General features: G+C 66.7%; 22 protein-coding genes and 4 tRNA genes. 4 read left to right on the top strand and 22 right to left on the bottom strand.

The window, feature by feature from the left end; all coding sequences use genetic code 11:
* Nucleotides 1-28: 28 nt before the first annotated feature.
* Complete coding sequence (locus tag B5F79_RS01185) at nucleotides 29-952, top strand: diacylglycerol/lipid kinase family protein (protein ID WP_087217068.1); 924 nt, start codon at nucleotides 29-31, stop codon at nucleotides 950-952.
* Nucleotides 953-970: 18 nt separating this feature from the next.
* Here B5F79_RS01185 and B5F79_RS01180 read toward each other — a convergent pair whose 3' ends face one another.
* From B5F79_RS01180 to B5F79_RS01130, 11 genes are all read right to left on the bottom strand, one after another.
* Complete coding sequence (locus B5F79_RS01180; protein ID WP_087217067.1) at nucleotides 971-1726, bottom strand: transposase; 756 nt, start codon at nucleotides 1724-1726, stop codon at nucleotides 971-973.
* Nucleotides 1727-1855: 129 nt separating this feature from the next.
* Complete coding sequence (gene ptsP, locus B5F79_RS01175) at nucleotides 1856-3559, bottom strand: phosphoenolpyruvate--protein phosphotransferase (RefSeq protein ID WP_087217066.1); 1704 nt, start codon at nucleotides 3557-3559, stop codon at nucleotides 1856-1858.
* A gap of 99 nt (nucleotides 3560-3658) precedes the next feature.
* A complete protein-coding gene (locus B5F79_RS01170; RefSeq protein ID WP_087217065.1) occupies nucleotides 3659-4669 on the bottom strand; it encodes a 1-phosphofructokinase family hexose kinase in 1011 nt (336 codons plus the stop codon).
* Nucleotides 4670-4830: 161 nt separating this feature from the next.
* A tRNA-Arg gene (locus B5F79_RS01165) sits at nucleotides 4831-4907 on the bottom strand.
* A 23-nt stretch (nucleotides 4908-4930) separates the two neighbouring features.
* On the bottom strand, nucleotides 4931-5587 hold the full coding sequence (locus B5F79_RS01160; protein WP_241147216.1) for an NUDIX hydrolase: 657 nt from the start codon (nucleotides 5585-5587) through the stop codon (nucleotides 4931-4933).
* A gap of 7 nt (nucleotides 5588-5594) precedes the next feature.
* A complete protein-coding gene (locus tag B5F79_RS01155) occupies nucleotides 5595-6386 on the bottom strand; it encodes a DNA/RNA non-specific endonuclease (protein ID WP_087217064.1) in 792 nt (263 codons plus the stop codon).
* A 161-nt stretch (nucleotides 6387-6547) separates the two neighbouring features.
* Nucleotides 6548-6623: transfer RNA gene (locus tag B5F79_RS01150), tRNA-Lys, on the bottom strand.
* 4 nt (nucleotides 6624-6627) lie between these two features.
* Nucleotides 6628-6703: transfer RNA gene (locus B5F79_RS01145), tRNA-Lys, on the bottom strand.
* 13 nt (nucleotides 6704-6716) lie between these two features.
* Nucleotides 6717-6792 (bottom strand) — tRNA-His (locus tag B5F79_RS01140).
* Nucleotides 6793-6898: 106 nt separating this feature from the next.
* Nucleotides 6899-7129: a hypothetical protein gene (locus B5F79_RS01135; protein WP_143786196.1), complete on the bottom strand. Its 231-nt coding sequence runs from the start codon at nucleotides 7127-7129 to the stop codon at nucleotides 6899-6901.
* A gap of 46 nt (nucleotides 7130-7175) precedes the next feature.
* Nucleotides 7176-7925, bottom strand: coding sequence for a Fic family protein (locus B5F79_RS01130; RefSeq protein ID WP_158094802.1), 750 nt, complete (start codon nucleotides 7923-7925; stop codon nucleotides 7176-7178).
* A 181-nt stretch (nucleotides 7926-8106) separates the two neighbouring features.
* Between B5F79_RS01130 and B5F79_RS01125 the strand changes: the two genes are divergently transcribed.
* Nucleotides 8107-9180, top strand: a complete 1074-nt coding sequence (locus B5F79_RS01125) for a M42 family metallopeptidase (protein WP_087217061.1) — start codon at nucleotides 8107-8109, stop codon at nucleotides 9178-9180.
* A 388-nt stretch (nucleotides 9181-9568) separates the two neighbouring features.
* On the opposite strand, the gene B5F79_RS01120 is transcribed toward B5F79_RS01125, so the two are convergent.
* The 3 genes from B5F79_RS01120 to B5F79_RS01110 all read right to left on the bottom strand — a co-directional run bounded on the left by B5F79_RS01120 (nucleotide 9569) and on the right by B5F79_RS01110 (nucleotide 13178).
* The gene (locus tag B5F79_RS01120; protein ID WP_087217060.1) at nucleotides 9569-10585 is read right to left on the bottom strand and encodes an aspartate-semialdehyde dehydrogenase; all 1017 of its coding nucleotides are present in this window, start codon (nucleotides 10583-10585) and stop codon (nucleotides 9569-9571) included.
* Between the two features lie 48 nt (nucleotides 10586-10633).
* The gene (locus B5F79_RS01115) at nucleotides 10634-11965 is read right to left on the bottom strand and encodes an aspartate kinase (RefSeq protein WP_087217059.1); all 1332 of its coding nucleotides are present in this window, start codon (nucleotides 11963-11965) and stop codon (nucleotides 10634-10636) included.
* A 91-nt stretch (nucleotides 11966-12056) separates the two neighbouring features.
* Nucleotides 12057-13178, bottom strand: coding sequence for a homoserine dehydrogenase (locus B5F79_RS01110; protein ID WP_087217058.1), 1122 nt, complete (start codon nucleotides 13176-13178; stop codon nucleotides 12057-12059).
* Nucleotides 13179-13290: 112 nt separating this feature from the next.
* On the opposite strand from B5F79_RS01110, the gene thrC reads away from it, so the two are divergent.
* On the top strand, nucleotides 13291-14775 hold the full coding sequence (gene thrC, locus B5F79_RS01105; protein ID WP_087217057.1) for a threonine synthase: 1485 nt from the start codon (nucleotides 13291-13293) through the stop codon (nucleotides 14773-14775).
* Complete coding sequence (thrB, locus tag B5F79_RS01100) at nucleotides 14772-15680, top strand: homoserine kinase (protein WP_241147215.1); 909 nt, start codon at nucleotides 14772-14774, stop codon at nucleotides 15678-15680. Before thrC ends, thrB begins: the two co-directional genes overlap by 4 nt.
* Nucleotides 15681-16114: 434 nt before the next feature.
* Here thrB and B5F79_RS01095 read toward each other — a convergent pair whose 3' ends face one another.
* The 8 genes from B5F79_RS01095 to B5F79_RS10910 all read right to left on the bottom strand — a co-directional run bounded on the left by B5F79_RS01095 (nucleotide 16115) and on the right by B5F79_RS10910 (nucleotide 24540).
* Nucleotides 16115-17023, bottom strand: a complete 909-nt coding sequence (locus tag B5F79_RS01095) for a hypothetical protein (RefSeq protein ID WP_143786195.1) — start codon at nucleotides 17021-17023, stop codon at nucleotides 16115-16117.
* A gap of 791 nt (nucleotides 17024-17814) precedes the next feature.
* Nucleotides 17815-18525, bottom strand: coding sequence for an ABC transporter ATP-binding protein (locus B5F79_RS01090; RefSeq protein ID WP_087217054.1), 711 nt, complete (start codon nucleotides 18523-18525; stop codon nucleotides 17815-17817).
* The gene (locus B5F79_RS01085; RefSeq protein WP_087217053.1) at nucleotides 18526-19380 is read right to left on the bottom strand and encodes an ABC transporter ATP-binding protein; all 855 of its coding nucleotides are present in this window, start codon (nucleotides 19378-19380) and stop codon (nucleotides 18526-18528) included. It lies immediately after the preceding gene.
* Nucleotides 19373-20506, bottom strand: coding sequence for a branched-chain amino acid ABC transporter permease (locus B5F79_RS01080; protein WP_241147214.1), 1134 nt, complete (start codon nucleotides 20504-20506; stop codon nucleotides 19373-19375). The genes B5F79_RS01085 and B5F79_RS01080 overlap by 8 nt, the downstream gene beginning before the upstream one ends.
* A gap of 27 nt (nucleotides 20507-20533) precedes the next feature.
* Nucleotides 20534-21406, bottom strand: a complete 873-nt coding sequence (locus tag B5F79_RS01075) for a branched-chain amino acid ABC transporter permease (protein WP_087217051.1) — start codon at nucleotides 21404-21406, stop codon at nucleotides 20534-20536.
* Nucleotides 21407-21507: 101 nt separating this feature from the next.
* Nucleotides 21508-22719, bottom strand: coding sequence for an ABC transporter substrate-binding protein (locus tag B5F79_RS01070; protein WP_087217050.1), 1212 nt, complete (start codon nucleotides 22717-22719; stop codon nucleotides 21508-21510).
* Between the two features lie 157 nt (nucleotides 22720-22876).
* Nucleotides 22877-23362 (bottom strand): VanZ family protein, encoded by a 486-nt coding sequence (locus B5F79_RS01065; protein WP_087217049.1) that lies wholly within the window; start codon nucleotides 23360-23362, stop codon nucleotides 22877-22879.
* Nucleotides 23359-24540 carry a hypothetical protein gene (locus B5F79_RS10910; RefSeq protein ID WP_158094801.1) on the bottom strand — a complete coding sequence of 394 codons (1182 nt, stop codon included), beginning with the start codon at nucleotides 24538-24540 and terminating at the stop codon, nucleotides 23359-23361. The genes B5F79_RS01065 and B5F79_RS10910 overlap by 4 nt, the downstream gene beginning before the upstream one ends.
* Nucleotides 24541-24558 lie beyond the last annotated feature (18 nt).

Genomic DNA, 24558 nt, shown 5'->3' with positions numbered 1-24558 from the left:
ACGAGAAGAACCTCGAGAAGGACGTCATATGGCCCACTCCCCGCTCGGTCGCACACTGCTCATAGCCAACCCCGCCGCCCACAGCGGCCGCGGCGCTGAGGGCGCGGACTTCGCGCGTCACTTCCTGGGGAGCTATTCCACCGCGACAAGAGGGTACGAGGTCCGCCTCACCGGAGGGCCCGGCGATGCCGTGGGGATGGCCGCGGGCGCCGTAGGCCTTGACACGGTCCTCGCGCTCGGCGGCGACGGGGTCATACACGAGGTTGTGAACGGTCTCATGCGACTTCCGGAGTCCGCGCGCCCGCAGCTCGGCATCATTCCCCTTGGCTCCGGCAACGACTACGCGCGTACGCTCGGCATGGTCAAGAACGACGTCGAGAGAGCGTTTGCCCAGCTCGTTCGTGGCACGGTGCGCGAGCTCGAGGTCGGGCGCGTCAACGGGATCCACTTCATGCAGACGCTCTCGTTTGGCCTGGACGCGGCAATCGCGCTGGACACGACCGACCGTCGCGCGGCCAACACCTCGCAGGAGGGCGAGGCGCTCTTTATCACCTCCGGCCTCAAGATCCTCTCGCGCGCGAGGGAGGGCTTCCCCTGCACGGCGCGCTTTGACGACGAGGGGCCCGTCGACCTCAGGACGCTCATCTTTGCCGTGCAGGTGGGGCCCACCTACGGCGGCGGCTTCAGGGTCTGCCCGGACGCCGACCCCGGCGACGGTCTTCTCGATGTCTGCTACAACGTCAAGAAGCCGGCGCTCCCCCATCTGATGGCCCTCTTTGGGCTCGCGCGCTCCGGACGTCACGCGAGGTCGCGCGTCGTGCGCCTGCGCCGCATCCGCCACGCCGAGCTCGACTTTGCTGAGGAGCCGCCCTGCCAGGTCGACGGCGAGCGCCTTGCCGGCACCCACTTCAAGATCGACGTCATCCCCCGCGCCCTCCGCGTCATCTGTTAATTGGGGACAGTCCCCAATTCACACACATTTTTGATGTAAGGCCTTCTCGATGGCGTAGCGACCGAGCCCCGTCAGCCTTCCAATTTGCTTTACTGAGAGACCTGCCTCGCTGAGACTCCGCAGCGGATTCGAACGACTCTCCGGAGGCATCGCCTTGAGGCTGTCGAGAGAGATGGGCCAGATTGCGGCAGCGGCAGCCTCGATCGCGTCCTCGTCGGGAATGCGCGAGGAGGTCCTGGGATAATAGGGCGCCGCCTCTGGATCGCTGACGAACTCACAGAAGCCGGAGACTCCCCCGAGCATGTCCAGAAGCACGCTCGTCTCGCAGAGGCCGGGGACGCCGGCATACTCGGAGTAGCTGCTCCACCTGTAGTTTCGATGCTCCGACACCCCGGCCCTGCTTGGGTTGAGGTGGATGTACCTCATCGTTGCGAGAAGCTGCTCGTCGGTACGAACGGCCACGCTCGTAAAGCGCGAAGCGAACACGTGACCAACGTGACCCCACCGCTCGTTGAAATGACGCGCGCACGCAGTCGACACCAGGTGAGCGAACTTGCTCAGCTCCCCCTTGGCGTCGTCAACGAGCAGGTGCACATGATTGCTCATGAGGCACCATGCGAGAACACTCAGCGAAAACCTGTCGAGCGCCCGCTGCAGCACCCGAAGAAACGCCTCGTAATCAGCCTCGTCCTCAAAGATGACCTGCTTGCCCGCTCCCCTCATGATGACGTGATAGAATCCCTGCTCCGACAGCTCCCTTGGTCCTCTTGGCATGTCTCCCCCCATCAACGGCGTGCGAGCAAACATACCCGGCGTAACAAAGCATAAAGATGCCGCCCGCCGACGGTTCGGCGAGCGGCATCAAAGTTTTGTGCTAATTGGGGACTGTCCCCAATTTACAGACTAGCGGGCGGCGGCCTGGAGCATGGCCTTGACCTCGGTGGCGGTCTTGAGCTTCATGACCTTCTCAGTGAGGGCGTCGGCCTCGGCCTTGGTCCACTCGGAGATGATGCGGCGGGTGCGCAGGATGGACGGGGCGGAGACGGAGTACTCGCTCAGGCCGAAGGAGATGAGCACGGGGATGAGCAGCGGGTCGGCCGCCGCCTCGCCGCACATGCCCACCATGATGCCGGCCTTGTTGCCCTCCTCGATGATGCGCTTGAGCGAGCGCAGGACGGCGGGCTGGTAGACCTCGTAGAGGTAGCCCACCCTGTCGTTGCCGCGGTCGGCGCACATGGTGTAGCCGATGAGGTCGTTCGTGCCGATGGAGAAGAAGTCGCACTCGGCGGCAAGGTCGTCGGCAATGAGGGAGGCGGCGGGCGTCTCGATCATGGTGCCGACCTCGATGTCCTTGTTGTAGGCCACGCCGCGGGCGTCAAGATCGGCCTTGCACTCCTCGACGAGCGCCTTGACCTGGCGAATCTCGTCGATGTTGGTCACCAGCGGCACCATGATCTTGATGTCGCCGAAAGCGGAGGCGCGAAGAAGGGCCGTGAGCTGGACCTTGTACTGCTCGGGGTTGTTGAGGCAGTAGCGGACCGCACGGTAACCCATGAAGGGGTTCTCCTCCTTCTGGAGGTTCATGTACGGGATCTCCTTGTCGCCGCCCACGTCGAGCGTGCGGATGATGACCGGCTGGTTCTTCATGCGCAGCGCGACCTTCTGGTACGCGGCGAACTGCTCGTCTTCGCTCGGGAGCTCCTTGGCGTCCATGAAGAGGAACTCGGAGCGGAAGAGGCCGACGCCCTCGCAGTCGTGCTCGGCCGCGACGTTGGCGTCATCCGGGTTGCCGATGTTGGCGACGAGAAGGACCTTGTCGCCGTCGCCGGTGACGGTGGGCTTGCCGCGATAGGCCTCGAGCGCCTGCTTCTCCTCGGCGAACTGCTTGGCCTTGGCACGGTAGTGGGCGAGGTCGTTGTCGTTGGGGTTCACCAGGACGCGGCCGCGGGAACCGTCAACGATGACCATGTCGCCGCCCTTGACGTTCTTGGTGCAGTCCGCGACGGAGAGCACGGCGGGAATCTCGAGCGCGCGGGCGATGATTGCGGAGTGGGACGTGCGGCCGCCGGTCTCGGTGACGATGCCAGCCACGTTGTCCTTGTCGATGTCCGCCGTCATCGAGGGCGTGAGCTCGTGGACGACCACGATGGAATTCTCGGGCAGCGTGGAGAGGTCGACGACCTCCTTGCCCAGCAGGTCGGCGAGAAGGCCGGTCTTGACGTCGGCGACGTCGGCGGCGCGCTCGCGGAAGAGCTCGTCCTCCATGTTGGAGAACATGTTGTAGTACATGTCATAGGCCTCGGAGACGGCCTGCTCGGCGCACATGCCGGCCTCGATGGAGCCGTTGACCATCTCCTGGATGCCCTCGTCCTCGGCAAACTCGATGTGGGCGCCCATGATGGCGGCGGCCTCCTCGCCCACGGTCTGCGTCATGCGCTCGATCTGGGCGTTGGTCTGCTCGATGAACTTGGCGACGGCGGCGGCGTAGCGCTGCTTCTCGTCGCCGGCGTCATCCGGCTTGTGCGGAGTGAAGCTCAGGTCGGGCTCAACGGCCACGCGCGCGACGCCGATCCCGATGCCGTCAGATGCGTTAACTCCCTCGTACATGTTCTCCCCCATCCTTCTGGCCGCAAGCGGCCAAGCTGAACATTGTCTCGCCCCCGGGACCCGGGGACGGGATACCCCCATATGAGCGCGAGCGGTCAGCTACTGCTGCTTCTCGCCCTCCTCTGCCGCGGCGGCAGCGGCCGCGCGGTCCTTGTTCGTCTGGATGTCCTGGGCGATGATGCCGGGAATGGCACGGCCCATCTTCTTGTAGAGCGCGGTGACCACGCGGTCGATCGTGGCGCGACGCGCGATGCCCTTGCTCGCCGCGGTGGCGGTGCCGCACGCGGAGGCAAAGATGAGCGCCGTCTCGTAGTCGACGCCACGCGTGACCTGAGAGAGGAAGCCGCCCACCATGGAGTCGCCCGCGCCCGTGGCGTTGACGAGCTTGATCTTGGCGGTGGGGACGATGTGCTCCGCGCCGTTCTCGTCAAGCAGCAGCGAGCCGTGCCCGCCGCAGGAGATGATGACGTTGCGCGCGCCCTTCTCCTGGAGCTTGTGCGCGTAGGGCATGCACTCCTCGGGCTCCTCGATGTTCACGCCGTAGATGCGCCCGACCTCGTGGTTGTTGGGCTTGATGAGGAACGGGCGCATCTCGAGCGACTCCATGAGGAGCTGGCCGGGGGCGTCCACGACAAACTGGATGCCGCGCCCGCCGAGGCGGCGCATGATCTGCATGTACATGTCCTCGGGCAGGCTGTTGGGGATGGAGCCCGTGAGAACGAGGGTGTCACCGGCGCCGACGACGTCCATGCGGCCAAGGAGCTCGTCGACCTTCTTCTCCGGGATCTTGGGGCCCATGCCGTTGACCATCGTCATGACGATGCCGTTGAGCTTGACGTTGATGCGGGTGTACCCGCGGTCGAGAAAAACGAAGTTGCTCGCGATGCCCTTCTCCTGAAGACGGCGCAGGAGGTAGTCGCCCGTGAAGCCCGCGGCGATGCCCATCGCGATGCTGGGCGTGTCGAGCTCGTTCAGGATGGTGGCGATGTTGATGCCGTTACCACCACAGTGAAGCTCCTCGTTGGAGGAACGGTTGGTGAATCCCATGTCGAGCGTCAGGGGGTGCATGACATAGTCGAGGGCGGGGTTCAACGTCATTGTGTAAATCAACGCGCGCTCCTTCCAACGGGCGAGGCCACCTGAGCCACCTGTTCAGTATGCAGCACATGAAACCGTTCTCTCGCGCAGAATTACGCGAGCGCGCGCGTCCATACGGCCAGAGGCTCGAATCGAGCCGGGCGCCGTCTCCGGCACCCGGCTCGCAAGCTGTCTGGTGCGCCCTGAGGGATTCGAACCCCCGACCTTCGGATTAGAAGTCCGCGGCTCTATCCAACTGAGCTAAGGGCGCGATGGACGAGCGCGGGAAACATTTTAGAGCATCCCGTAGGCCTTCGCGGCGAGAATGCCCTCTACGGTCTTGGCGTCCTGGATGAGCCCCTGGCGGATGGCCTCCACGGTGTCGTCCACGTCCACCCAGACGACGCCCACGAACTCGCCCTCGTCCGGCCGGGACGCCTCCTGCGTGAGGCCACGGGCAAAGTAGACCGAGGTGTGCTCGTTCGTGAAGCCGGGCGCGCCATAGGACTCCGTCAGCAGCTCCAGCCGCTCGGCCACGAGCCCCGTCTCCTCCGTGAGCTCGCGCGCGGCGCAGACGTCGCGGGGCTCGCCGGGGTCCACCTTGCCGGCGGGGATCTCGAGCGTCATCTGTCCCAGCGCCACGCGGTACTGCCGCACGAGGCACACCCGGCCGTCCACCACGGCAACGACGCCCGCCCCGCCGTGGTGCCGCACGATCTCGCGCCAGTCCCGGCTGCCATCAGAGAGCTCGACCAGCAGGTGCTCGACCGAGAAGATCTTGCCCTCCCACTCGCGGTCCGTCCGCACCACGCCCTCCATGAGCCGGGGCTCGGGCTCGAGCGCACGCCTGACGGCTTCGAGGCCGTCGTCCTTCTCGCCAGCGCGACGGCTCTTCTCGGCGTCCTTCTCGACGTCCTTCTCGCCGCGCCCCTCGGTGCCCTTCCCTGTCATTGACGCATCACTCCCCCGTGGTCTCGAACTCGCCCGTGGCGTAGTCGATGTCGAATCCGTACGCGGTGTTGAAGACCTCCACCCTGAGGTCGAGCTCCCCGTCGGAGGAGCGCACGTCCACGAAGACGCTCCTCGCCAGAAGCTCGTCACCCTCGTAGACGGGTGTGGCCGAGTAGAAGACGGTGCCGTCCGGGTTGTCCCAGAGCCAGTCGCGAGCGATGCCCTCGGTGTAGGCCATGCCGCCGTCCTGGCCGCGGTTGTCGCCCACGTTCTGCGGGCGGGTGCCCGTGATGAGGTTGTACGCGGCGTCGTCTCCGCCGAGGGACTTGGCCAGGAGGTGGCTGCGGTTGAAGAGCGCGCCGTGATAGGTCTTCTCGCCGGGCATCTTGATGTCGACCTCGCGGTTGTGCCCCCAGCCCGAGGGATGGATCCCGTGGATGTCCTCGCGCTCGCGGTCGCTTCCCTCGCGCATCATGTCGAAGGTCACCAGCGCGACGGCGCGCCCGGTGCGCCCGAGGGAGTCGAGCCCCTCGTAGCGCGCCTCACCGGGCTCGAGCTCGACGTCCACGACCGCAGAGCCTGCCTTGCGGTAGTACTCCGGGTACTCGTCGAAGCTCCAGGAGCTGTACGCGAGCTCGCCGCTCGCGGACGCGGCCGGGGCGCCCGAGCCGGAGCCGCCGGTGATGGAGGGCAGCGCGCCCGAGAGGCACACCGCCAGCAGCACGACGACGATCGAGGCGACGAGCCCCGCGGGGCCGCGCAGCTTAGCCGGGTTGGTCTCCTTGCGCCTGTCTGACATGGTCCTCCTCTGATCCTGTGTGTCATCGCAGGATACCACGGGAGCCGGACGGCACCTCAACGCCCGCCTCAGGGAATGGGGGCGGAGCTGCGGCCGGCGGGCACAGAGCGTCCACGCAAAAAACGGCCGGGCACCACGCGGGCGCCCGGCCGAAGCTATCGTGGTGGATCGTCAGGGGTTCGAACCCTGGACCTTGGGATTAAGAGTCCCCTGCTCTACCAGCTGAGCTAACGATCCAAAATGGTGGATCGTCAGGGGTTCGAACCCTGGACCTTGGGATTAAGAGTCCCCTGCTCTACCAGCTGAGCTAACGATCCGTATTCGATTAAATGGGGTGGGCGAAGGGTCTCGAACCCTCGACCTACGGAGCCACAGTCCGTCGCTCTACCAACTGAGCTACACCCACCATTTCGCGAACCTCTTCAGGCAGCTCGATTATTATGCACGCCCGCACGGGGCGATGCAAGGACTTTTTTGCGCGGATTCGGATTTCCTCCACGAGACGCACCGCGCTATGAGGCCGCGCAGCTCGCGAGCATCCAGAACAGGAGGAAGAGCAGGGCGAGAAGAACGGCCGCACACCCGCACCCGCTCAGGCACGATCCACATCCGCCTCCGCCGGACGGCGACCCGCCGCGCTCGGAGTCCGCGCGACGGTACTCCCCGCCTATGCCGTAGTGCGTGAAGGCCCGCTCGGGCGCGCTCCAGCGCCCGTCGCGGTCGAAGTCGTAGGGATTGGCCATGCTCACACCGGACAACCTGACAAACTACCCTGTCCCCTTTGTCATATCAGTCGAGGAGCCCCTCCCAGGTGAGGAGCGCCGAGTTCCTGAGGAAGCGCCGGAAGGGGCTGATGTCGCCCTCGAGGTGGAAGACGTCGAGCCCGGCGTGGTAGGCGCCGTGGTCCTGCGCGCGGATCACGATGGGCGGCATCCCCATCGCAAGCAGCACGCCGTTCATGAGCAGGCGCGCGGTGCGCCCGTTGCCGTCCGCGAAGGGGTGGATCTCAAAGAGCCGGGCGTGGATGTACGCGGCGATGGTGAGGTGGCGGCGGCCCTCCTCCAGGTACGAGTTCACGTCGTCCGCAAGGACGCCCACCGCATGCGGGACCTCCACGGCGGGGATGCCGATGCTCGCCGGTCCGCCGACGTAGTTCTCGAGCTTGAACGTGCCAGGGCGCTCCCCCGCAAGAAGGAGCTTCTCGCTGTAGGTCCCCATGGTCACGAGCCCCTGCGCCTCCTGGATGAGCTCCTCGCTGAGGCGGGGGTCCTCCGCGAGCCTGCGGCGCGCCAGGTCCCAGGAGAGCTTGAGGTTGCGCGTCTCCACGAGCACCTCGACGTCTCCGGTGTAGCTCTCGACGGCGTCCCCCTTGATGATCTGGCTCACGGTGGCAAACGCGAGCTCGTCGTTCTCGATCTTCTCGGAGTTGTAGACGTAGTCGAAGACGAACTCGTCAAGGAGCCTCTCGCGGCGCTCCTCGGGAAGCGCCACCCACTTCTCGACCAGCGCGTCGTAGCGTTCCTTAAGCAAGTTGGCCATGGTGCACCTCCCGTCGGCGATGATTGCTAGCATTCTAGCGAGCGCGAGGGGCTGAGGGGCCCTCGACTCTGCCAGAGGCCCCGCGCCCTCGGCGGAGGGACCGGGCGGGAGCGGAAAATGAGGGCGCGCCCATACGCGCTGCTATACTGTCGACAGCTGCACGCATTACGAAAGGACCTCCATGGACATCAACGAGACCGAGCTCGCAGGGCTTCTCGGCGCGCTCTCCAGCGCGAAGGCCCCTTCGGGCTTCGAGGACGAGACGATCTCGGTGGTCCGCTCGTTCTGCGAGGAGTGGGCCTCCGTGGAGGAGAACACGCTGCGCGACGGGCTCGTCGTCCCGCGAAACTTCACGGGCGAGAAGCCCGTTCTCATGCTGGACGCGCACGGCGACGAGGTTGGCGGCATGGTCAAGGCCGTGCTCTCCAACGGCACGATGAGCTTCGTCGAGCTGGGGCGCTTCTCCCCCGGCGCGCTCGCCGGCCAGGGCGTGCTCGTGCGCGCGACGGACGGCACGTGGGTTCGCGGCGTCATCGGCGTGAAGCCCCCGCACTTCTGGACCGATGCCGAGCGGGCCTCCGGCAAGGCGGGCCTCGTGCTGGACGTGGGCGCGAGGTCGCGCGAGGAGGCCGTCGGCACCTTTGGCATGGGTATGGGCGAGCCCTTCGTCCCGGACACCGCCTTCTCGTACGACGCCGGTCGCGGCGTGGCCTTTGGCAAGGCGCTCGACTGCCGCGCAGGCGTGTGCGCGATGCTGTTCGCCCTGCGCGAGCTCGCCGGCCACGACGACCTTCCCGTGGACGTCGTGGCCTCGGTCTCCGCCCAGGAGGAGGTCGGCGAGCGAGGCGTGGGCGCAGCGGCCCGGCACTTCTCTCCGGACGCGGCCTTCCTGTTTGAGGGCTGCCCCGCCGACGACACCTTCACCCCGGCCGACGAGGTCGGGGCCGCCCTGGGGCGCGGGCCGATGTTTCGCTATTTCGACCGCTGCATGATCACGCACCCACGCTACCAGCGCTTCGTTCTGGGCGTCGCCTCAAAGGCGGGCCTTCCCGCTCAGACCTCCGTGCGCGAGGGCGGCGGCACGGACGGCGGCGTCCTGCACCAGCTCGACGTCCCCAGCGTGGTCGCGGGCGTGCCCTGCCGCTACGTGCACGCAGGAACCGCCATCTGCCGGACGGAGGACGTCGCGGCGGCGGCGAGAATCGCCGTGGCGGTGGCCGAGCGCCTCACGCCCGAGGTGCTCGAGGGTTTCTAGGATCGGGCAGGGGGTCCGGAGGCGCGCTCACTGATTACGCCGCCAGGTGGCCCTCCGGGAAGCCGACGCCGGAAGGACCAGAGATCGATCCCAGAACGGCTTGCCAGCCAGAATCCCCCTCGATTGGGCAAAAGAGTTGATGGTCGAGAGGACGCGCTGCCGTCTTCAGCACGTGACGTAAAGTCCCGCTTGTTCTTCTCGCCAGAATCATGAGGCGATTGGGCAGCATTCTTGATTATGCCGGGGTTTTATATCAAACAGTTTGCCCACTCGTCGGTGGGTTTGGCGGAAGCGCCATTGCGGGCGACGAGACGCAAAGCGCAGCGCGGGGCCGAGAAGGACCTCGGCCCCGCGCCAACCGCACGCTCTTCTTCCCTCAGCGGCCCCGCTACACCAGGTACTCCGCGATCTGCACGGCGTTGGTGGCCGCGCCCTTGCGGATCTGGTCGCCGCAGCACCAGAAGGTGATCGAGCTCACGCCGTCGGGGGCGGAGAGGTCGCGGCGGATGCGACCCACCCACACGAGATCCTGGTCGGAGGTCTCGAGCGGCATGGGGTAGCGCGAGGAGGAGGGCTCGTCCACGACCCTCACGCCCGGCGCAGACTCGAGGATCTCGCGCGCCCGCTCCACGGAGAGCGGCCGCTCGAACTCTGCGGTGATGGACTCGGAGTGCGAGCGCACCACGGGCACGCGCACGCAGGTGCAGTTCACGCGCAGCTCGGGCAGGTGCATAATCTTGCGGCCCTCGTTCTGCATCTTCATCTCCTCGGAGGTGTAGCCCACCTCGTTGAAGCCGCCGATCTGCGGGATGAGGTTCTCGGCGAGCTGGTACTGGAAGGGGGCGCTCTCCCCCACCTCCTCGCCGGCGGCGACGCAACAGATCTCGCGCTCGAGCTCGAGGAGGCCCGGCAGGCCGGCGCCCGACGCCGCCTGGTAGGTGGAGACGATGAGGCGCGTGAGACCGGCGGCCTGGTGGAGCGGCCACACCGGCACGAGGCCGATGATGGTGGCGCAGTTGGGGTTGGCGATGATGCCGTGGTGCCCGGCTATGTCGCCGGCGTTGACCTCGGGAACGACGAGCGGCACGTCCGGCTCCAAGCGGAAGGCGTGGCTGTTGTCCACGCACACGGCGCCGCGGCGGACGGCCTCGGGGAGGAGCTCGCGGGCCGTGGCGTCATCAGCGGCGCCGAGCACGATGTCGGCGCCCTCGAAGGCGGCAGGCTCGGCCAGGCGGACGGGCACCTCCTCGCCGCGGAAGCTCACGGTACGCCCGGCGTCGACGGAGCGCTGGCTCGCCAGCGGGACGAGCTCGCGCACGGGGAAGTCGCGCTCCTCGAGGCACTGGAGCATCTGCTGGCCCACGACGCCCGTGGCGCCGAGGATGGCAACGTTCTTCTCGCTCATGGCGTTTCCTCTCAGTCGGGTTGACAAAGGGACTGTCCCCCTGTCAAGTTAGCTGGCGGTGACCATCTCGTCGCGGACGAAGCGGTCGTAGATCACCTGGACGGCGCGCTCGAAGTCGTCGTTGTTGACGCCCATGATGATCGAGATCTCCTGGGAGCTCTGCGTGATCATGCGGATGTTGATGCCCGCCTCGCCCAGCGCCCCGAAGATCTTGCCGGAGGTGCCGCTGCGCTTGGACATGTTGCGGCCGACCACGGAGAGCAGGGCGAGCTTGTCCACCATGGTGATGTCGTCCGGCTCGAGCTCGCGGCGGATGTCGGTCACGATGGAGTAGATCGAGTCGCGCACGTCGGCGCCGTTGACCACCACGGAGAACGAGTCGACGCCCGTGGGGATGTGCTCCACGGAGATCCCGTACCGCTCGAAGACGGAGAGCGCGCGGCGCACGAAGCCCACCTCGCCCGACATGTGGGCCTTCTTGACGTGCACGGAGATGAAGTCCTTCTTGCCGGCGATGCCGGTTATGAGGTGCTCGTCCTCGCCGATGCGCGCCTTCTCGCGGATGATGGTGCCCTCGTCCTGGGGACGGTTGGTGTTCTTGATCTGGATGGGGATGTTGACCTCGCGCACGGGGAAGATTGCCTCCTCCTGCAGGACCGAGGCGCCCATGTAGGAGAGCTCGCGCATCTCGTCGAAGGTGATGCGGCGGATGGAGCGCGGGTGGTCGACGATGCGCGGGTCGGCGGAGAGGAAGCCGGAGACGTCCGTCCAGTTCTCGTAGAGGCCGGCGTCGATGCACCGGGCGAGGATGGCGCCCGTGATGTCGCCGCCGCCGCGCTGGAAGAGCTTGATCTGACCGTCAACCGTGGCTCCGTAGAAGCCGGGCAGCACGAAGGAGCCCTGGCGCACCATCACGTCCTTGAGGCGCGAGGCCGTGCGCTCCATGTCAACCTCGCCGTTGTGATGGAAGACCATGACGTCCGCCGCGTCGACGAACGGCATGCCCAGGTACTCGGCCATGAGGTGGGCGGTGAACCACTCGCCGCGCGCGACGATGTACTCGGGCGAGTGCTTCTTGATGTTCTTGGCGAAGATCTCGAACTTCTCGTGCACAGGCCACTTGAGCCCGAGCTCGGAGGCGATGTCGAGGAAGCGCTGCTCGATGTCGGCCAGAAGGCCCGTGCAGTCGACGTGGTACTGCACGTGCGCGTTCACGAGGAGCAGGAGGTCGGTGATCTTGTTGTCCCCGTCGAAGCGCTTTCCGGCAGCGGAGACCACCACGAAGCGGCGGTCGGAATCCGCTTCGACGATCTCCTTGACCTTGCGGAACTGCTCGGCGGAGGCGACGGACGACCCGCCGAACTTTGCGATCTTGATCATGCTGTAAAACCTAGCCTTTCGGACGGTCGGGTTGACAGTTGGCCCCGGGCAAACTGTCAACTTGACAGCTGGCCCCGGGCAAACTGTCAAGCTACGAGAGCGCGGCCATGAACGTGGTCGGGTCGGAGACGAGCGCCTCGTCGAGAAGGGCGCGCGCGGCCTGCGCGGTGAGGTCGCGCACGAGGACGGCGCCCGGCGCGTACTCCTCGCCGCCGATGCTCGCGGAGGTGCGGTACACGTAGTCCGCCCGCAGGAGCGAGGGGTCGTACGCGAGGCCGCGCGAGAAGTCGTAGACGGGCCTGCGCACGCCGGTCGCGCAGTCGAGCACGTCCTGGACGATGGCGTTGCCGGTGGGGAGGCTGCCCGCCCCCTGGCCGTAGAACCTGAGCTCGCCCACCGTGGTGGCGTCGAGCGTGACGAGGTTGAAGTTGGAGGGAACGGCGGCCTCGAGCGAGTCCGCCGCAACCGCGACGGGCTCCACCGCGGCGGCGTAGCGACCGTCGCGCGAGACCCCCCTGCCGAGCAGCTTCACGGTGCGGCCGTGCGCGGCAAAGAGCTCGAGGTCGGAGAGGCGCAGGTTGCGGATGCCCGACGCGGGAAGGTTCTTCTCGCACGCAACGTCAAACGCCACGGAGGCGGTGATGATGGTCTTGTTGAGCACGTCGATGCCGTCGACGTCGGCCGAGGGGTCGCGCTCCGCGTAGCCCATCTCCTGGGCGCGGGCGAGGACGTCGTCGAAGTCCTCCGCGTCGCGCCGCATGGCGTCGACGATGTAGTTGGTGGTGCCGTTCATGATTCCCGAGAAGGACGTGACCTCGTCCACCCTGCGCACCTTCTCGATGCTCGCGATCCAGGGGATGCCGCCGCCGACGGAGGCCTCGATGTAGAGACTCGCGCCCGTCGCGCGCGCCGCATCCGCGAACTCCTCGAAGTGCGCGGCGACGACCGCCTTGTTTGAGGTCACGACGTTCTTGCCAGCCGCAAGGGCGGCCATGATGTAGGTGTGAGCGGGCTCGACGCCACCCATGCACTCGACCACGAGCTCGACGGAGGCGTCGGCGAGGATCTCCTCATAGCTCGACGTCATGCGCGGGTCCGTGAGGCGATCGGGGAGCTCGAGGATGTGGGAGACCTCCACCTGCGGCACGCGCGCGGAGACTATCTCGTCCACGCCGCGGCCCACCGTGCCGTAGCCGAGAAGGGCGATCTTCATGTGCGTCCAATCTTTCGAGTCTGTGTCAGGCGGCCGCGGGGCGCGGCCTGCGGCTTATCATACATGCGTCAGGAAAGGCCCCGGGCCTTGGTCCCCAACGCAAGGAGCAACCGTGACCACGTTCTACCACAGCACGCGCTCTGCAGGCGATTCCGTAACAAGCAAGCAAGCTATCCTCGCGGGCATCGCGCCCGACGGCGGCCTCTACGTGAGCGACGCGCTCGGCGAGACGCCCGTTTCGCTCGAGACCGTGTGCGCTCAGGGCTTCCACGACACGGCCCGCCTGGTGCTGGGGACGCTTCTGCCGGACTACGCCGCCGAGGAGCTCGCCTCGTGCGTCGAGGGCGCCTACGGGCCCCAGTGGGACACGCCCGCCGTCTGCCCGGTGACGCCGCTCGGCACGGACTGGCTGCTCGAGCTCTATCACGGGCCCACCTGCGCCTTCAAGGACGTGGCCCTGCAGATGCTGCCGCGCCTCATGAGCGTCGCGCGCGGGGGCGACGGCCGCAAGATCATGATCGTGACCGCCACCTCCGGTGACACCGGCAAGGCGGCACTCGACGGCTTTGCCAACGTGGCGGGCACGGGCGTGGCTGTCTTCTACCCCCACGGCAAGGTCTCGGACATCCAGCGCCTGCAGATGGTGACCCAGCCCGGCGACAACGTGGCCGTGTGCGCCGTGCGCGGCACCTTTGACGACTGCCAGGGCGAGGTCAAGCGCATCTTCTCCGACGAGGCCCTGGCCGAGCGCCTCGCCGGCAACGGCGTTGCGCTCTCGAGCGCCAACTCCATCAACGTGGGGCGCCTCGCCCCGCAGGTCACCTACTACTTCGACGCCTACGCCCAGCTGGTGCGCAGGGATGCCGTCCGCATGGGCGAGGAGGTCACCTTCTGCGTGCCCACGGGCAACTTCGGCGACGTGCTCGCGGGCTACTTCGCCAAGCGCCTGGGCCTGCCCGTGAGGCGCCTCGTGGTGGCGTCCAACGCCAACGACGTCCTCACCGACTTCCTCACCACCGGCACCTACGACCGTCGCCGCGACTTCCACAAGACCATCTCCCCCTCGATGGACATCCTCGTGTCCTCCAACCTGGAGCGCCTCCTCTACTACGCCTCCGACGGCGACTGCGAGCTCGTCTCCTCCCTCATGGCCCAGCTTGCCGAGAAGGGCTTCTACACCGTGCCCGACGCCGTGATGGACGAGATCCGCTCCACGTTCTCCTGCGGCCGCGCAGACGACGCGCAGACGCGCCGCACCATCCTCGACACCTGGCGCGAGCTCGACGTCCTCATAGACCCGCACACCGCGGTGGCCAAGCACGTCCTCGACGCGCTGCCCGCTGACGGGACGGAGCGCGTGTGCCTCTCCACGGCGAGCCCCTACAAGTTCTGCTCCGACGTGCTGGGCGCGCTCGGCGAGGCCACCGACGGCATGAACGGCTTCGCGTGCATGGACGCGCTCGAGCGCCTCACCGGCACCGTCGCCCCGGAGCAGCTCTCCAGCCTGCGCGAGGGCGAGGTCCTTCACGACGACGTCTGCGACCGAGAGCGCATGGGCGCCTTCGTGGAGTCCGCCTGCGCGAGGGTCTTCCTGTGATCGGGGCAGACGGGCGCGAGAGACCCATGGTGATCGTCCGCGTTCCCGCGACGAGCGCCAACGTGGGCGTGGGCTTCGACTGCCTGGGCATCGCCCTCGACCTCACCGCCACGTTTCTCATGACGCCGAGCGAGCGCCTGGAGGTCGAGGGCTGCGAGCAGCGCTTTCGCGGGGAGGACAACCTCGTGTGGCAGTCGTATCTCGACGCCTGCGCGCGCCTTGGCACGCAGGCGCGACCGCTCCACATCACAATCCTCTCCCCCATCCCCCTCTCCGGTGGCCTCGGCTCCAGCTCCGCGTGCGTCATCGCCGGAATCGGCGCCGCCATGGCGCTCTCCTCCGAGGGGTTCGACCGCGAGCGGGCGCTCGAGCTCGCCGTGGCCATGGAGGGTCACCCGGACAACGTGGCGCCCGCGCTGCTGGGCGGTCTCGTGAGCTCGTTCGTCGACGGCGGGACGACCACCTCCACGCGCATGGACGTTGCGGGCAACCTTCGCTTTGTTGCCGTTGCGCCTCCCTACGAGGTCCGCACGGCCGAGGCGCGCCGCGTGCTGCCGACCGGGGTCTCCCGCGACATCGCCGTCTGGCAGATGGGCCGCTGCGTCGCGGTGGTCCGCGCGCTCGAGCTGGGAGACGCCGAGCTCCTTGGCGCGGCCTGCCACGACAGGCTCCATGAGCCCTACCGCGCCAAGCTCATCCCGGACTACGACGCGCTGCGCGAGGCGGCGCTCGAGGCGGGTGCCTGCGCATACATGATCTCCGGCTCGGGGTCGACCATGCTCGCCGTGGCAGACGGCGACCAGACCGCCGCCCGCGTTGCCGACGCCCTGCGGAAGGCCCGCCCGGGCTACTGGCTCCAGGTGCTCCCCGCCAACACGCTCGGCACCACCGTGGAGGTGCACTGACGGGTCCTTCTCGCCCCGCGGTTCTTCTCGCCCCGCGGTTCTTCTCGCTCTCTCGTTCTTGTCCGCCCCAGCAGACGCCCCCGCACAAAACCCTTGCGATTGGGCAAAACCTTTGATCCCGGACACGCCATGGCATCAAAGGTTTTGCCCAATCTCCTAATGAAAGTGGCAAAATGACGCGCCAGGGGCGTCTTCTGATGCTCATGGAAAGAATGCGCATCAAAGATAGTGCCCATTCGTAGGGTCAATTTGCCAGGCCAGATGGTGTGGGAAGCGCGCTTCCGTCCGTTTACCCAATGACAGCGGTTTATTGGCAGCAATCTTCAGGCGCCACCCGTGCGCCAGCGATACGCGTACAGCAGTTACCCCCATCGGCGAAGTTCGCACGATTGCGCGGCAGGGAACACGCAGATGGGACCATCGGCCCCGCATCGTCATCTCCCAAGATCCACCAGAAGCTTCTTCCTGAGGTTCATCTGTCTCGTGCGTATGGTCTTGCTCGGCTCGCGCCACCTGATTCCGAGCCCTCTCCCCACTGACTTGGCAACCTCCTCCATGCGGTCCTGCCTGCCGAGCATGGCCGCGTCAACCTGAATGACGGTTCTGTTGTCCGCCCCCAGCACGTTTCCCTTCCTGCGATCGTAGGCGGCACGAGATCGCAGCTTGTGATGACCTCCCTGGAACTCCACGACAGGCCCCTCGTCCCAGCTGAGGTCGCAGACGAAAGAGTCAATGCCAAAGAGCTCGGCCGTGGACGACCGCAGATGCACGCAGACGTTGAGCTTCGCCGGAGGGAGCCCAAACCCTCCCAAGACACGGGGTGACGTAAGGACCATCGACGTTATGGCCTCCCCGGGAGACGCCGCTCGGTCCCGCACCCTTCCGAGCGCGCGACGCGCCTTCGCGAGTCCGGGCGGAAGCCCCTGTCCCCGGGCTCTTCTCAGCTCCTCCAGACGGTCGAGATACGCCGCAACCCTTGCCACCGAGGTAAGCGCCGGACAATTGACGAACCCGTCACGCCCCTCCCCCTCTCGTGCGTAGAGCCCACAGAGCTCATAGCCAAAGGCGGCGAGCAGATCATCGTCAAGGTCCCGCGCGGACTGAAGAAACGCAAGCTCGGGAGAGACGACAACCGCGGAAGCCGAAATCCGCCAGAACGACCCCACGGGATAGCTCCCCGTCATCAGGTGAACGCGGCACGAGCGCACGTAATGGCGCGCGCCTTGGGTGGAAACGCAGACGTCGACGGTCTCCCCGAGCTCAGGATGACTCGCGGCAAGCTCCTCCACGCAAGATGTGGCAACGCGCGAGGGAATGCTCGTCACACGGGTCTTAGCGGGCATGCATCCAAGGTCGACCCCCTCGCCCTTTTGAAACAAGAGCCTCACGAGCAGCGGGGGGGACGTCCTCCGTGGCGGGATTGGCCGCCGCAACGAGACGCCCGACGCCCCGCCAGAAGCCCCGAGCGCTCGCAAAGCTCACGAACGTCAACTCGTCCATGACCTCACCCCCATCCCACACGACCTTCCGACAGCCACGCCCTCAGGTCTTGGAGCGTAGCCAATCCCGCAAAGTCATGCCGAGGGGGTATCCCGAAAGTGTTGTGCAAGCTTGCAGTAAGAAAGGTTTTTCCTGCTCAGAGGCTATGTTTCCGCATTTTCTTGGAGGCGAGAAGAACCGGGCGGGCTCATGCGGTCTCGCGACCACACAAAATCCATTGGAGGGCATGCCGTTCCGCGTCGAGACATCGTGCTGCCCCTGGGGTTCCCTCGACAGCCATGTTAAATTCCCCGCGTGATTGGGCATTGCCCCCGGGCCGCGCATCTCACGTTGTCGAATCTGCAAAGAACCCCTTCGATTGGGCAAAGGGTTTGATGCAGCCTGCGCCCAAACCGCTGGCAAAAGGGAGAGAACACGCTTTTCGACCAAATATCCAGCTCGATTGGGCAATACCTTTGATGCGCGGGGATGTCAGGCATCAAAGGTATTGCCCAATCGCCCCGGTAATTCGCAGCGAACCAGCCGGGGGATCACGACCTGCATCAGGAGAACGGCCACGACCTCAACACACAAAACGGCGGCGGACCCGGGAGGGTGGTCCGCCGCCTACGACGAGGGCATCTGCCGCATGCGACTATCCGCCCAGGTACGCCTTTCGGACGTCATCGTCCACGAGCAGCTCGGCGCCCGTGCCGGACTTCTTGATCGTTCCGATCTCGAGCACGTAGGCACGGTCGGCGACGGAGAGCGCCATGTTGGCGTTCTGCTCCACCAGAAGGATCGTCGTTCCGGCCTCGTTGAGCTGCTTCACGATGTCGAAGATCTCCTGAACCAGGATGGGCGCCAGACCCATGGAGGGCTCGTCGAGCATGAGCAGGCGCGGGCGGCTCATGAGGGCACGCCCCATGGCGAGCATCTGCTGCTCGCCGCCGGAGAGCGTGCCCGCCACCTGGCCTCGACGCTCCTTGAGGCGCGGGAAGTGCGCGTAGACCTTCTCGAGCGTCTCCCTGTTCTCGGCGTCCGAGCGGGTGTAGCCGCCCATCTCCAGGTTCTCGGCCACGCTCATCTGCGTGAAGACGCGCCTGCCCTCGGGGCAGAGCGCCATGCCGCGGCCGACGACCTTGTGGGCCGGGACGCCCACCACGGAGGCGCCGTCAAACTCGACGGTACCCGACTCGGGCCTGATGAGCCCGGCCACAGTGTTGAGCGTCGTGGACTTGCCCGCGCCGTTGGCGCCGATGAGCGTCACGATCTCGCCCTCGTTGATGTCGAACGAGATGCCACGGACGGCCTTGATGGCACCGTAAGAGACGTGCAGGTCGCGCACGGAGAGAAGCGCTGACATCTACTTCACCTCCTGCTTGCCGAGGTATGCCTCGATGACCCTCGGGTCGTTCTGGATCTGCTCGGGAGTGCCCTTGGCGATGATCTTGCCGTAGTCGAGCACGCCCACGACCTCGCAGACGCCCATGACGAGCGACATGTCGTGCTCGATGAGCAGGATGGCGATCTGGAGCTCGTCGCGGATCTTCTGGATGTTCTCCATGAGCTCCTCGGTCTCCGCCGGGTTCATGCCGGCGGCGGGCTCGTCGAGGAGAAGGACCTTGGGGCCGGTTGCCAGCGCGCGCAGGATCTCCAGGCGGCGCTGGGCTCCATAGGGCAGGTTGCCCGCGAGCGTGTCCGCGTACTTGCGCATGTCAAAGATGTCGAGCAGCTCGAGGGCGCGCTCGCGGTACTCCGCCTCCTGCTTCCAGTGGGACGGGAGGCGCAGCATGTCCGCCAGGAGATGCGTCTTCATGGTGTTGCCAAAGCCCACGAGCACGTTCTCCTCCACCGTCATCTTGGTGAAGAGGCGAATGTTCTGAAACGTGCGGGCAATGCCCATGCGGTTGACCTCGGCGACGGACTTGCCGGCCGTGTCGTAGCCGTCGATGAGGACGGTTCCGCGCGTGGGCTTGTAGACGTTGGTGAGCAGGTTGAAGATCGTGGTCTTGCCGGCGCCGTTGGGGCCGATGAGGCCGGAGATCTCCGTGCGGCCCATGGCGATGTTGAAGTCGTCCACGGCGGTGAGGCCGCCGAAGTCGATGCCGAGGTGCTCGGCCTGGAGCACCGGGATGGTGCCAAGGTCGCGCTCGGGAATGAGGTTGGGCGTCTCGACCTGCACGAGGACGGGACGGCGCTTCTTCTTCTCGCTAGGCATCGGCGGCCTCCTTCCCCTCGGCGGTCCCCTTTGACCTGCTCCACGGGAAGTCGCGGTTCATGACGCGCTCGATGATGCGGGAGAGCGAGAAGTCATAGGAGCCGAGAAGACCCTGTGGTCGGAAGATCATCACGAGGATGAGCACGATGGCGTAGGCGATCATGCGGTACTCGGAAAACGCGCGCAGCGCCTCGGGCAGGATCGTGAGGACGGTGGCGGAGAGCGCCGAGCCGAGCATGGAGCCCATGCCGCCGAGGACCACCATGACGAGGATCTCGATGGACTTCATGAAGCCGAAGACGGCGGGCTGCAGGACGCCGACGCACCCGGCGTAGAGGCCGCCCGCAACGCCGGCGAAGAACGCGGAGACGACGAAGGCGAGCGTCTTGTAGTAGGTGGTGTTGACGCCCGAGGCCTCGGCCGCGATCTCGTTGTCACGGATGGCCAGGATGGCGCGGCCGTGACGGGACTTCATCATCGTGTGCGTGAGGAAGCACACCACGGCGACGCAGCCAAAGACCAGAAGGAAGCTGGAGTAGCCGGGGATGCCCGTGAGGCCCGCGGCGCCGCCGGTGAGGTCGAAGCCCACCACATCGTCGATGTTGAGCATCACGACGCGGATGATCTCCGCGAAGGCGAGCGTGATGATGGCGAGGTAGTCTCCCTTGAGGCGCAGCGCCGGAATGCCGATGATGATGCCCGCGATGGCGGCGCAGATGCCGCCGACCACGAGCCCGCCGAGCACGAGGGCGAGCGCGAGCGGAGAGCCGGTGACGAAGTCACGGGCGCCGACGCCGAGGGCCTCGCTCATGCGGATGATGAAGATCGAGCAGCCGTAGGCGCCCATCGACATGAAGCCGGCGTGTCCGAGCGGCAGCTGGCCGAGGTAGCCCGTGGCGATGTTGAGCGAGACGGCCAGGATGATATAGATGCCCACCTGCTCGAGCACCGTGGACTGGTAGCGGTTGACCACGCCGCCGTCGATCATGAGCTCGCCCAGGACGAGAAGGACGAGCACCACGACGGCGTTTATGGCATAGCGCGCCGGCATGGGGAGCGACTTTCGGTCCGCGCCCTCCAGGCGCGGGCCGCCGCCCGCGGAGATGATGGGGCGCTTCTCTGTCATGACCTCTTCTTCCATGATTGCACCCCCTTAGACCTTCTCGCTCATCGTGCGGCCGAAGATGCCGGTCGGACGCACCACGAGGACGATGATGAGCAGGAGGAACACCACGGCGTCCTTCCACACGGAGAGGCCGATGGCGGTGACGAAGACCTCGGCGAAGCCCACGAGCAGTCCGCCCACGACGGCGCCCGGGATGGAGCCGATGCCGCCCAGGACGGCCGCCACGAACGCCTTGGTGCCGAGCATCATGCCCATGGTGGGCGTGGCCTGGGTGTAGGCCATCGCGTAGAGCACGGCGCCGATGCCGGCGAGCGCGGAGCCCACGGCAAAGGTGAAGGAGATCGTGGTGTTGACGTTGATGCCCATGAGGCGAGCCGCGCCCATGTCCTCGGACACGGCGCGCATGGCCTTGCCGAGCTTGGTCTTCTGGACCACCACGGTGAGCGCCACGGTTGCCACGGCCGTCACCAGGACGGTGAGGATGGACGGGAACGAGAGGCTGAGCCCGCCGAGCTGCACGGTGGTGAGCTCGGTATAGGCCGGGACCACCTTGGCGTCGGCGCCAAAGACGAGCTGCGCGCCGTTCTCGAGGAAGTACGAGACGCCGATGGCGGTGATGAGGATCGAGAGCCTCGGGGCGTTTCTGAGCGGCGCGTACGCCACCTTGTCTATGAGCACGCCCATGAGCGTGCACGCCGCGACCGAAAGGATGATCGCGAGCACGGGGGGAAGCCCCAGCTGGGCCATGACCAGCCACGACACGTACGCGCCCACCATGATGATGTCGCCGTGGGCGAAGTTGAGCAGCAAGATGATGCCGTACACCATCGTGTAGCCCAGGGCCACGAGCGCGTAGATGCTGCCGAGCTGCAGGCCGTTGAGAACCTGCGTGAAGAACAAGGAAGGACTCCTCTCAGGGTTCGCGCGACGCGACGTCGCGCACTACCAAAAGCGGGGCAAGGCGAGCCCTTGCCCCGCGATGGGACGAGAAGGACGAGCGACTAGGCCTCGAGGACCTCGAAGGTCTCCTCGGTGCCGTCCTCGGCGAAGGTGATGATGAGCGAGGACTTGATCGGGTCGCCGGTGCCCTCGTAGGAGATGGAGCCCGTGACGCCCTCGACGGTGCCGCCGGCGATGCCGTCGATCACGGCCTGCTTGTAGTCCTCGGAGCCCGCGCCGAAGCCGGCCTCCTCGGCAGCAGCCAGGCCGTTCGCGAGCACCATGGCCGCGTCGTAACCCAGAGCGCAGAAGTTCGTGGGGGTCTCGCCGTACTCGGCCTCGTAGTCCTCGATGAACTGCGCGGCGACCTCGGAGTCGTTGGAGGAGCTGAACGCGCAGCAGTAGTAGCAGTCGTGGAGGTCGGCCGCGTCGGCGTAGTTCTCGGAGCCGCCGTAGATGCCGGACCAGCCGTCGACGCCGAGGAAGACCTTGTCATAGCCCTGGGCGCGCGCCTGGGTGACGATCATGCCGTCGTCCTGGTAGTAGTTGGGGACGAGGATGGCGTCGGGGTTGGTGTTGATGATGTTGGTGAGCTGGGTGTTGAAGTCGACGTCGCCCTCGGAGTAGGACTCCTGAGCGGTGATGGTGATGCCCTGGGCCTCGGCCTCCTCGACAAAGGCGTCGTTCACGCCCTCGGAGTAGTCGGAGCCGTTGAGGTAGAGCGTGGCGACGCTCTTGTAGCCCTGCTCCGCGGCGAAGTTGGCCATGACGCGGCCCTGCTCCGGGTCGGTCACGCAGGCGCGGAAGTAGTTGGAGCCGTAGGTGACGACGTCGGCAGCGGTGGCGGACGGGGTCACGCAGGGCATGTTGTCGGCCACGGAGGCCTGTGCCACGGCGATGGTCGGGCCGGTGGTGACGTCACCCACGATGCCGGTCACGCCGTCCTCCTGGACCAGGCGGTTGTAGGCGTTGACGGCCTCGGTGGCGTCGCCCTTCTCGTCGTAGACGATCGCCTCGATCTGCTTGCCGTTGACGCCCCCGTCAGCGTTGAGCTGCTTGAAGTAGAGCTGGGCGCCGTTCAGGCAGGCGAGGCCGTAGGACGAGTTGTCGCCGGTGTGCGGGCCCATGATGCCGACCTTGATGGAGCCGGAGCCGCCCTCGCCACCCTCGGAGCCGCCCTCGGAGCCGCCGCCGTTGCAGCCCGCGAGGCCGAGAATGGCCACGCCAGCCGCGGAGACCTGCAGGAAGTTGCGCCTAGAAACGTTCTCGAACATGTCTTTCTCCTCCCGTCGCTTCTTTCAGAAGCAAAAAGCGTGGGGCTACCGTACGCCCCCGCGCGTGCTTGAATTGGTGATGTGGAGGATTTGTTAACCGAGCCGTGACGCTGCTAACACTCCTGAAACATAGGTGAAGCAGCGCGAACGGAGGGCGTCAGGGCCTGACCGCCGCTCCCCCGCCCCGACGAAGGCGCGCGCCCAACAGGAAAGCGGCGAATCCGAGCGCCATCCCCGTAAGGTCGATGAGGACGTCCGAGAGCTGACCGGAGCGCCCGGGGACGTGGAGCTGGATGCCTTCGTCAACAAAGGGTACGAGGGCGACGAGCGCCACGAGCACGACCAAGGGGACGGGGCGCACGCGACGCCGGGACAAAACGAGCCCGCAGAGCAGGACGCCGAGCACGGCGTACTCGCTCAGGTGCGCCCCCTTTCGGATGACGAGGGTAACGACGTCTGGGTCGAGGTCACCCACAAACGGAAGGACGGTGGAGAGCAGGGCGGCAACGGCGTCGCTCTCGCCGGTCGACTGCGGGCCGGGGACGAGCGAGTGGCCCCATATGAACGCCACCCAGCACACGAGAGCGGCGCCCCACGAGATGGTGGGGCGCCGCGCGTGTCCGCTGTGTCTCCCGGGCGTCACGCCTCCGCCGCCATGGGAACCGCGAAGTGCTTGCCCACGTAGCCGAAGTCCGTGTCATCGGCGCTGTCAAGAAGGCGAGACGAGGTGCCGCCCTCGAGCATGCGCAGGAACCTCCTGGAAGTCCTGCGAACGGCCCTGGAGGTGTTCTTGGAGAACTCCTCCTCGATGAGGTGGTCGACGTAGCTCTCCGCGTCCACGACCTCGGGGTGGCCGGCGAGGGGCTTGAAGGGGATGAAGGCGGTGGCGGGCTCGAGGTTGTCGGGCTCGTCGAGCGTGTCGATGCCGCCCACGGCATCCGCGAAGGAAACCTGCTCAGAAACGCCGAGCTCGGTGACAAGGCGCTCGTCGAGCGACCTGAGGGCGCTCGCCCAGTCATCGTCATCCGAGAGGTCGTCCACGGTCCGGCGCTCGGGGTAGACGCCCTCGTCGACGAACGCGACGCGCTCGGAGATGCTCGGGGCGGCGAGCCCGGAGGCAAACGGGATGGCACGGGCGGAGGGGTCGGTGAAGTCGGACGGAATGGCGAGGTCGTCGTCCTCCGCCGCGAAGCCGGAGTCCGAGATGATCGAGCCCGCCCCGACGGACGCCGTCCACCAGCTGGTCCCCACGTCGCCGACGGAACCGTCCGCGCGGGCGATGACGGGGACGCCGTCCATCTTTCCGGCGTCCATGCGCTCGCGAAGGGTTGCCGCGACGCCCTGGGCGCGGCGGGCCATCTTGTCGCGGAACGTGGCGCGGCCCACGTAGTTCTGGGCGATGTCCTCGTAGTCAAGGGCGGCGTGGCTCGGGCCGCCCTGAGCGACGGCGGGGGCGTCAGCGGTGGTCTTCTCGGGCTCTACGGTCTCGGGCTCCACGCGGAAGTGGCGTCCGCGGGGCTTCTGGGCGCCCTCGCCCTCGGAAGAGAGGGCGGCGCGCTCGGACGTGGCGTCGAGCTGCTCCTCGACGGAGGAGGAGCGCCTGCCCAGGCGAACGAAGAGGCTCACGAGGCCGCACCAGGCGGCGGAGGCAACGGCGCCGCTCGCAAGGCCGGCCGCAAAGGCCACGGAGGGGGACACGAGCACGGCGTCGAGCGCCGAGTTGACTTCGCTCAGGGAAAGCGCCGTGGCCTCGGACGGCGTAAGCAGGGCAAACGAGCCCATGAGGCCCGCGTACAGTGCGGCGTGTCTTCTTACGCCCATATGGTTCTCGCTCCTCCC

It is taken from the genome of Olsenella sp. An285 (assembly GCF_002159625.1).
Classification (GTDB): domain Bacteria; phylum Actinomycetota; class Coriobacteriia; order Coriobacteriales; family Atopobiaceae; genus Thermophilibacter; species Thermophilibacter avicola.
Note: the sequence above shows the minus strand (reverse complement) of the source record. Positions and strands in the feature narration are given on the sequence as shown.

What these genes read in the sequence shown, in the direction of transcription:
- B5F79_RS01135 (WP_143786196.1), bottom strand. Translation starts at nt 7,129, where the DNA reads ATGGCCAATCCCTACGACTTCGACCGCGACGGGCGCTGGAGCGCGCCC.
- B5F79_RS01115 (WP_087217059.1), bottom strand. Translation starts at nt 11,965, where the DNA reads ATGATCAAGATCGCAAAGTTCGGCGGGTCGTCCGTCGCCTCCGCCGAG.
- B5F79_RS01110 (WP_087217058.1), bottom strand. Translation starts at nt 13,178, where the DNA reads ATGAAGATCGCCCTTCTCGGCTACGGCACGGTGGGCCGCGGCGTGGAC.
- B5F79_RS01155 (WP_087217064.1), bottom strand. Translation starts at nt 6,386, where the DNA reads ATGTCAGACAGGCGCAAGGAGACCAACCCGGCTAAGCTGCGCGGCCCC.
- B5F79_RS01070 (WP_087217050.1), bottom strand. Translation starts at nt 22,719, where the DNA reads ATGTTCGAGAACGTTTCTAGGCGCAACTTCCTGCAGGTCTCCGCGGCT.
- B5F79_RS01080 (WP_241147214.1), bottom strand. Translation starts at nt 20,506, where the DNA reads ATGACAGAGAAGCGCCCCATCATCTCCGCGGGCGGCGGCCCGCGCCTG.
- B5F79_RS10910 (WP_158094801.1), bottom strand. Translation starts at nt 24,540, where the DNA reads ATGGGCGTAAGAAGACACGCCGCACTGTACGCGGGCCTCATGGGCTCG.
- B5F79_RS01160 (WP_241147216.1), bottom strand. Translation starts at nt 5,587, where the DNA reads ATGACAGGGAAGGGCACCGAGGGGCGCGGCGAGAAGGACGTCGAGAAG.
- B5F79_RS01125 (WP_087217061.1), top strand. Translation starts at nt 8,107, where the DNA reads ATGGACATCAACGAGACCGAGCTCGCAGGGCTTCTCGGCGCGCTCTCC.
- B5F79_RS01085 (WP_087217053.1), bottom strand. Translation starts at nt 19,380, where the DNA reads ATGCCTAGCGAGAAGAAGAAGCGCCGTCCCGTCCTCGTGCAGGTCGAG.
- B5F79_RS01180 (WP_087217067.1), bottom strand. Translation starts at nt 1,726, where the DNA reads ATGCCAAGAGGACCAAGGGAGCTGTCGGAGCAGGGATTCTATCACGTC.
- ptsP (WP_087217066.1), bottom strand. Translation starts at nt 3,559, where the DNA reads ATGTACGAGGGAGTTAACGCATCTGACGGCATCGGGATCGGCGTCGCG.
- B5F79_RS01090 (WP_087217054.1), bottom strand. Translation starts at nt 18,525, where the DNA reads ATGTCAGCGCTTCTCTCCGTGCGCGACCTGCACGTCTCTTACGGTGCC.
- B5F79_RS01185 (WP_087217068.1), top strand. Translation starts at nt 29, where the DNA reads ATGGCCCACTCCCCGCTCGGTCGCACACTGCTCATAGCCAACCCCGCC.
- B5F79_RS01130 (WP_158094802.1), bottom strand. Translation starts at nt 7,925, where the DNA reads ATGGCCAACTTGCTTAAGGAACGCTACGACGCGCTGGTCGAGAAGTGG.
- B5F79_RS01120 (WP_087217060.1), bottom strand. Translation starts at nt 10,585, where the DNA reads ATGAGCGAGAAGAACGTTGCCATCCTCGGCGCCACGGGCGTCGTGGGC.
- B5F79_RS01095 (WP_143786195.1), bottom strand. Translation starts at nt 17,023, where the DNA reads ATGCCCGCTAAGACCCGTGTGACGAGCATTCCCTCGCGCGTTGCCACA.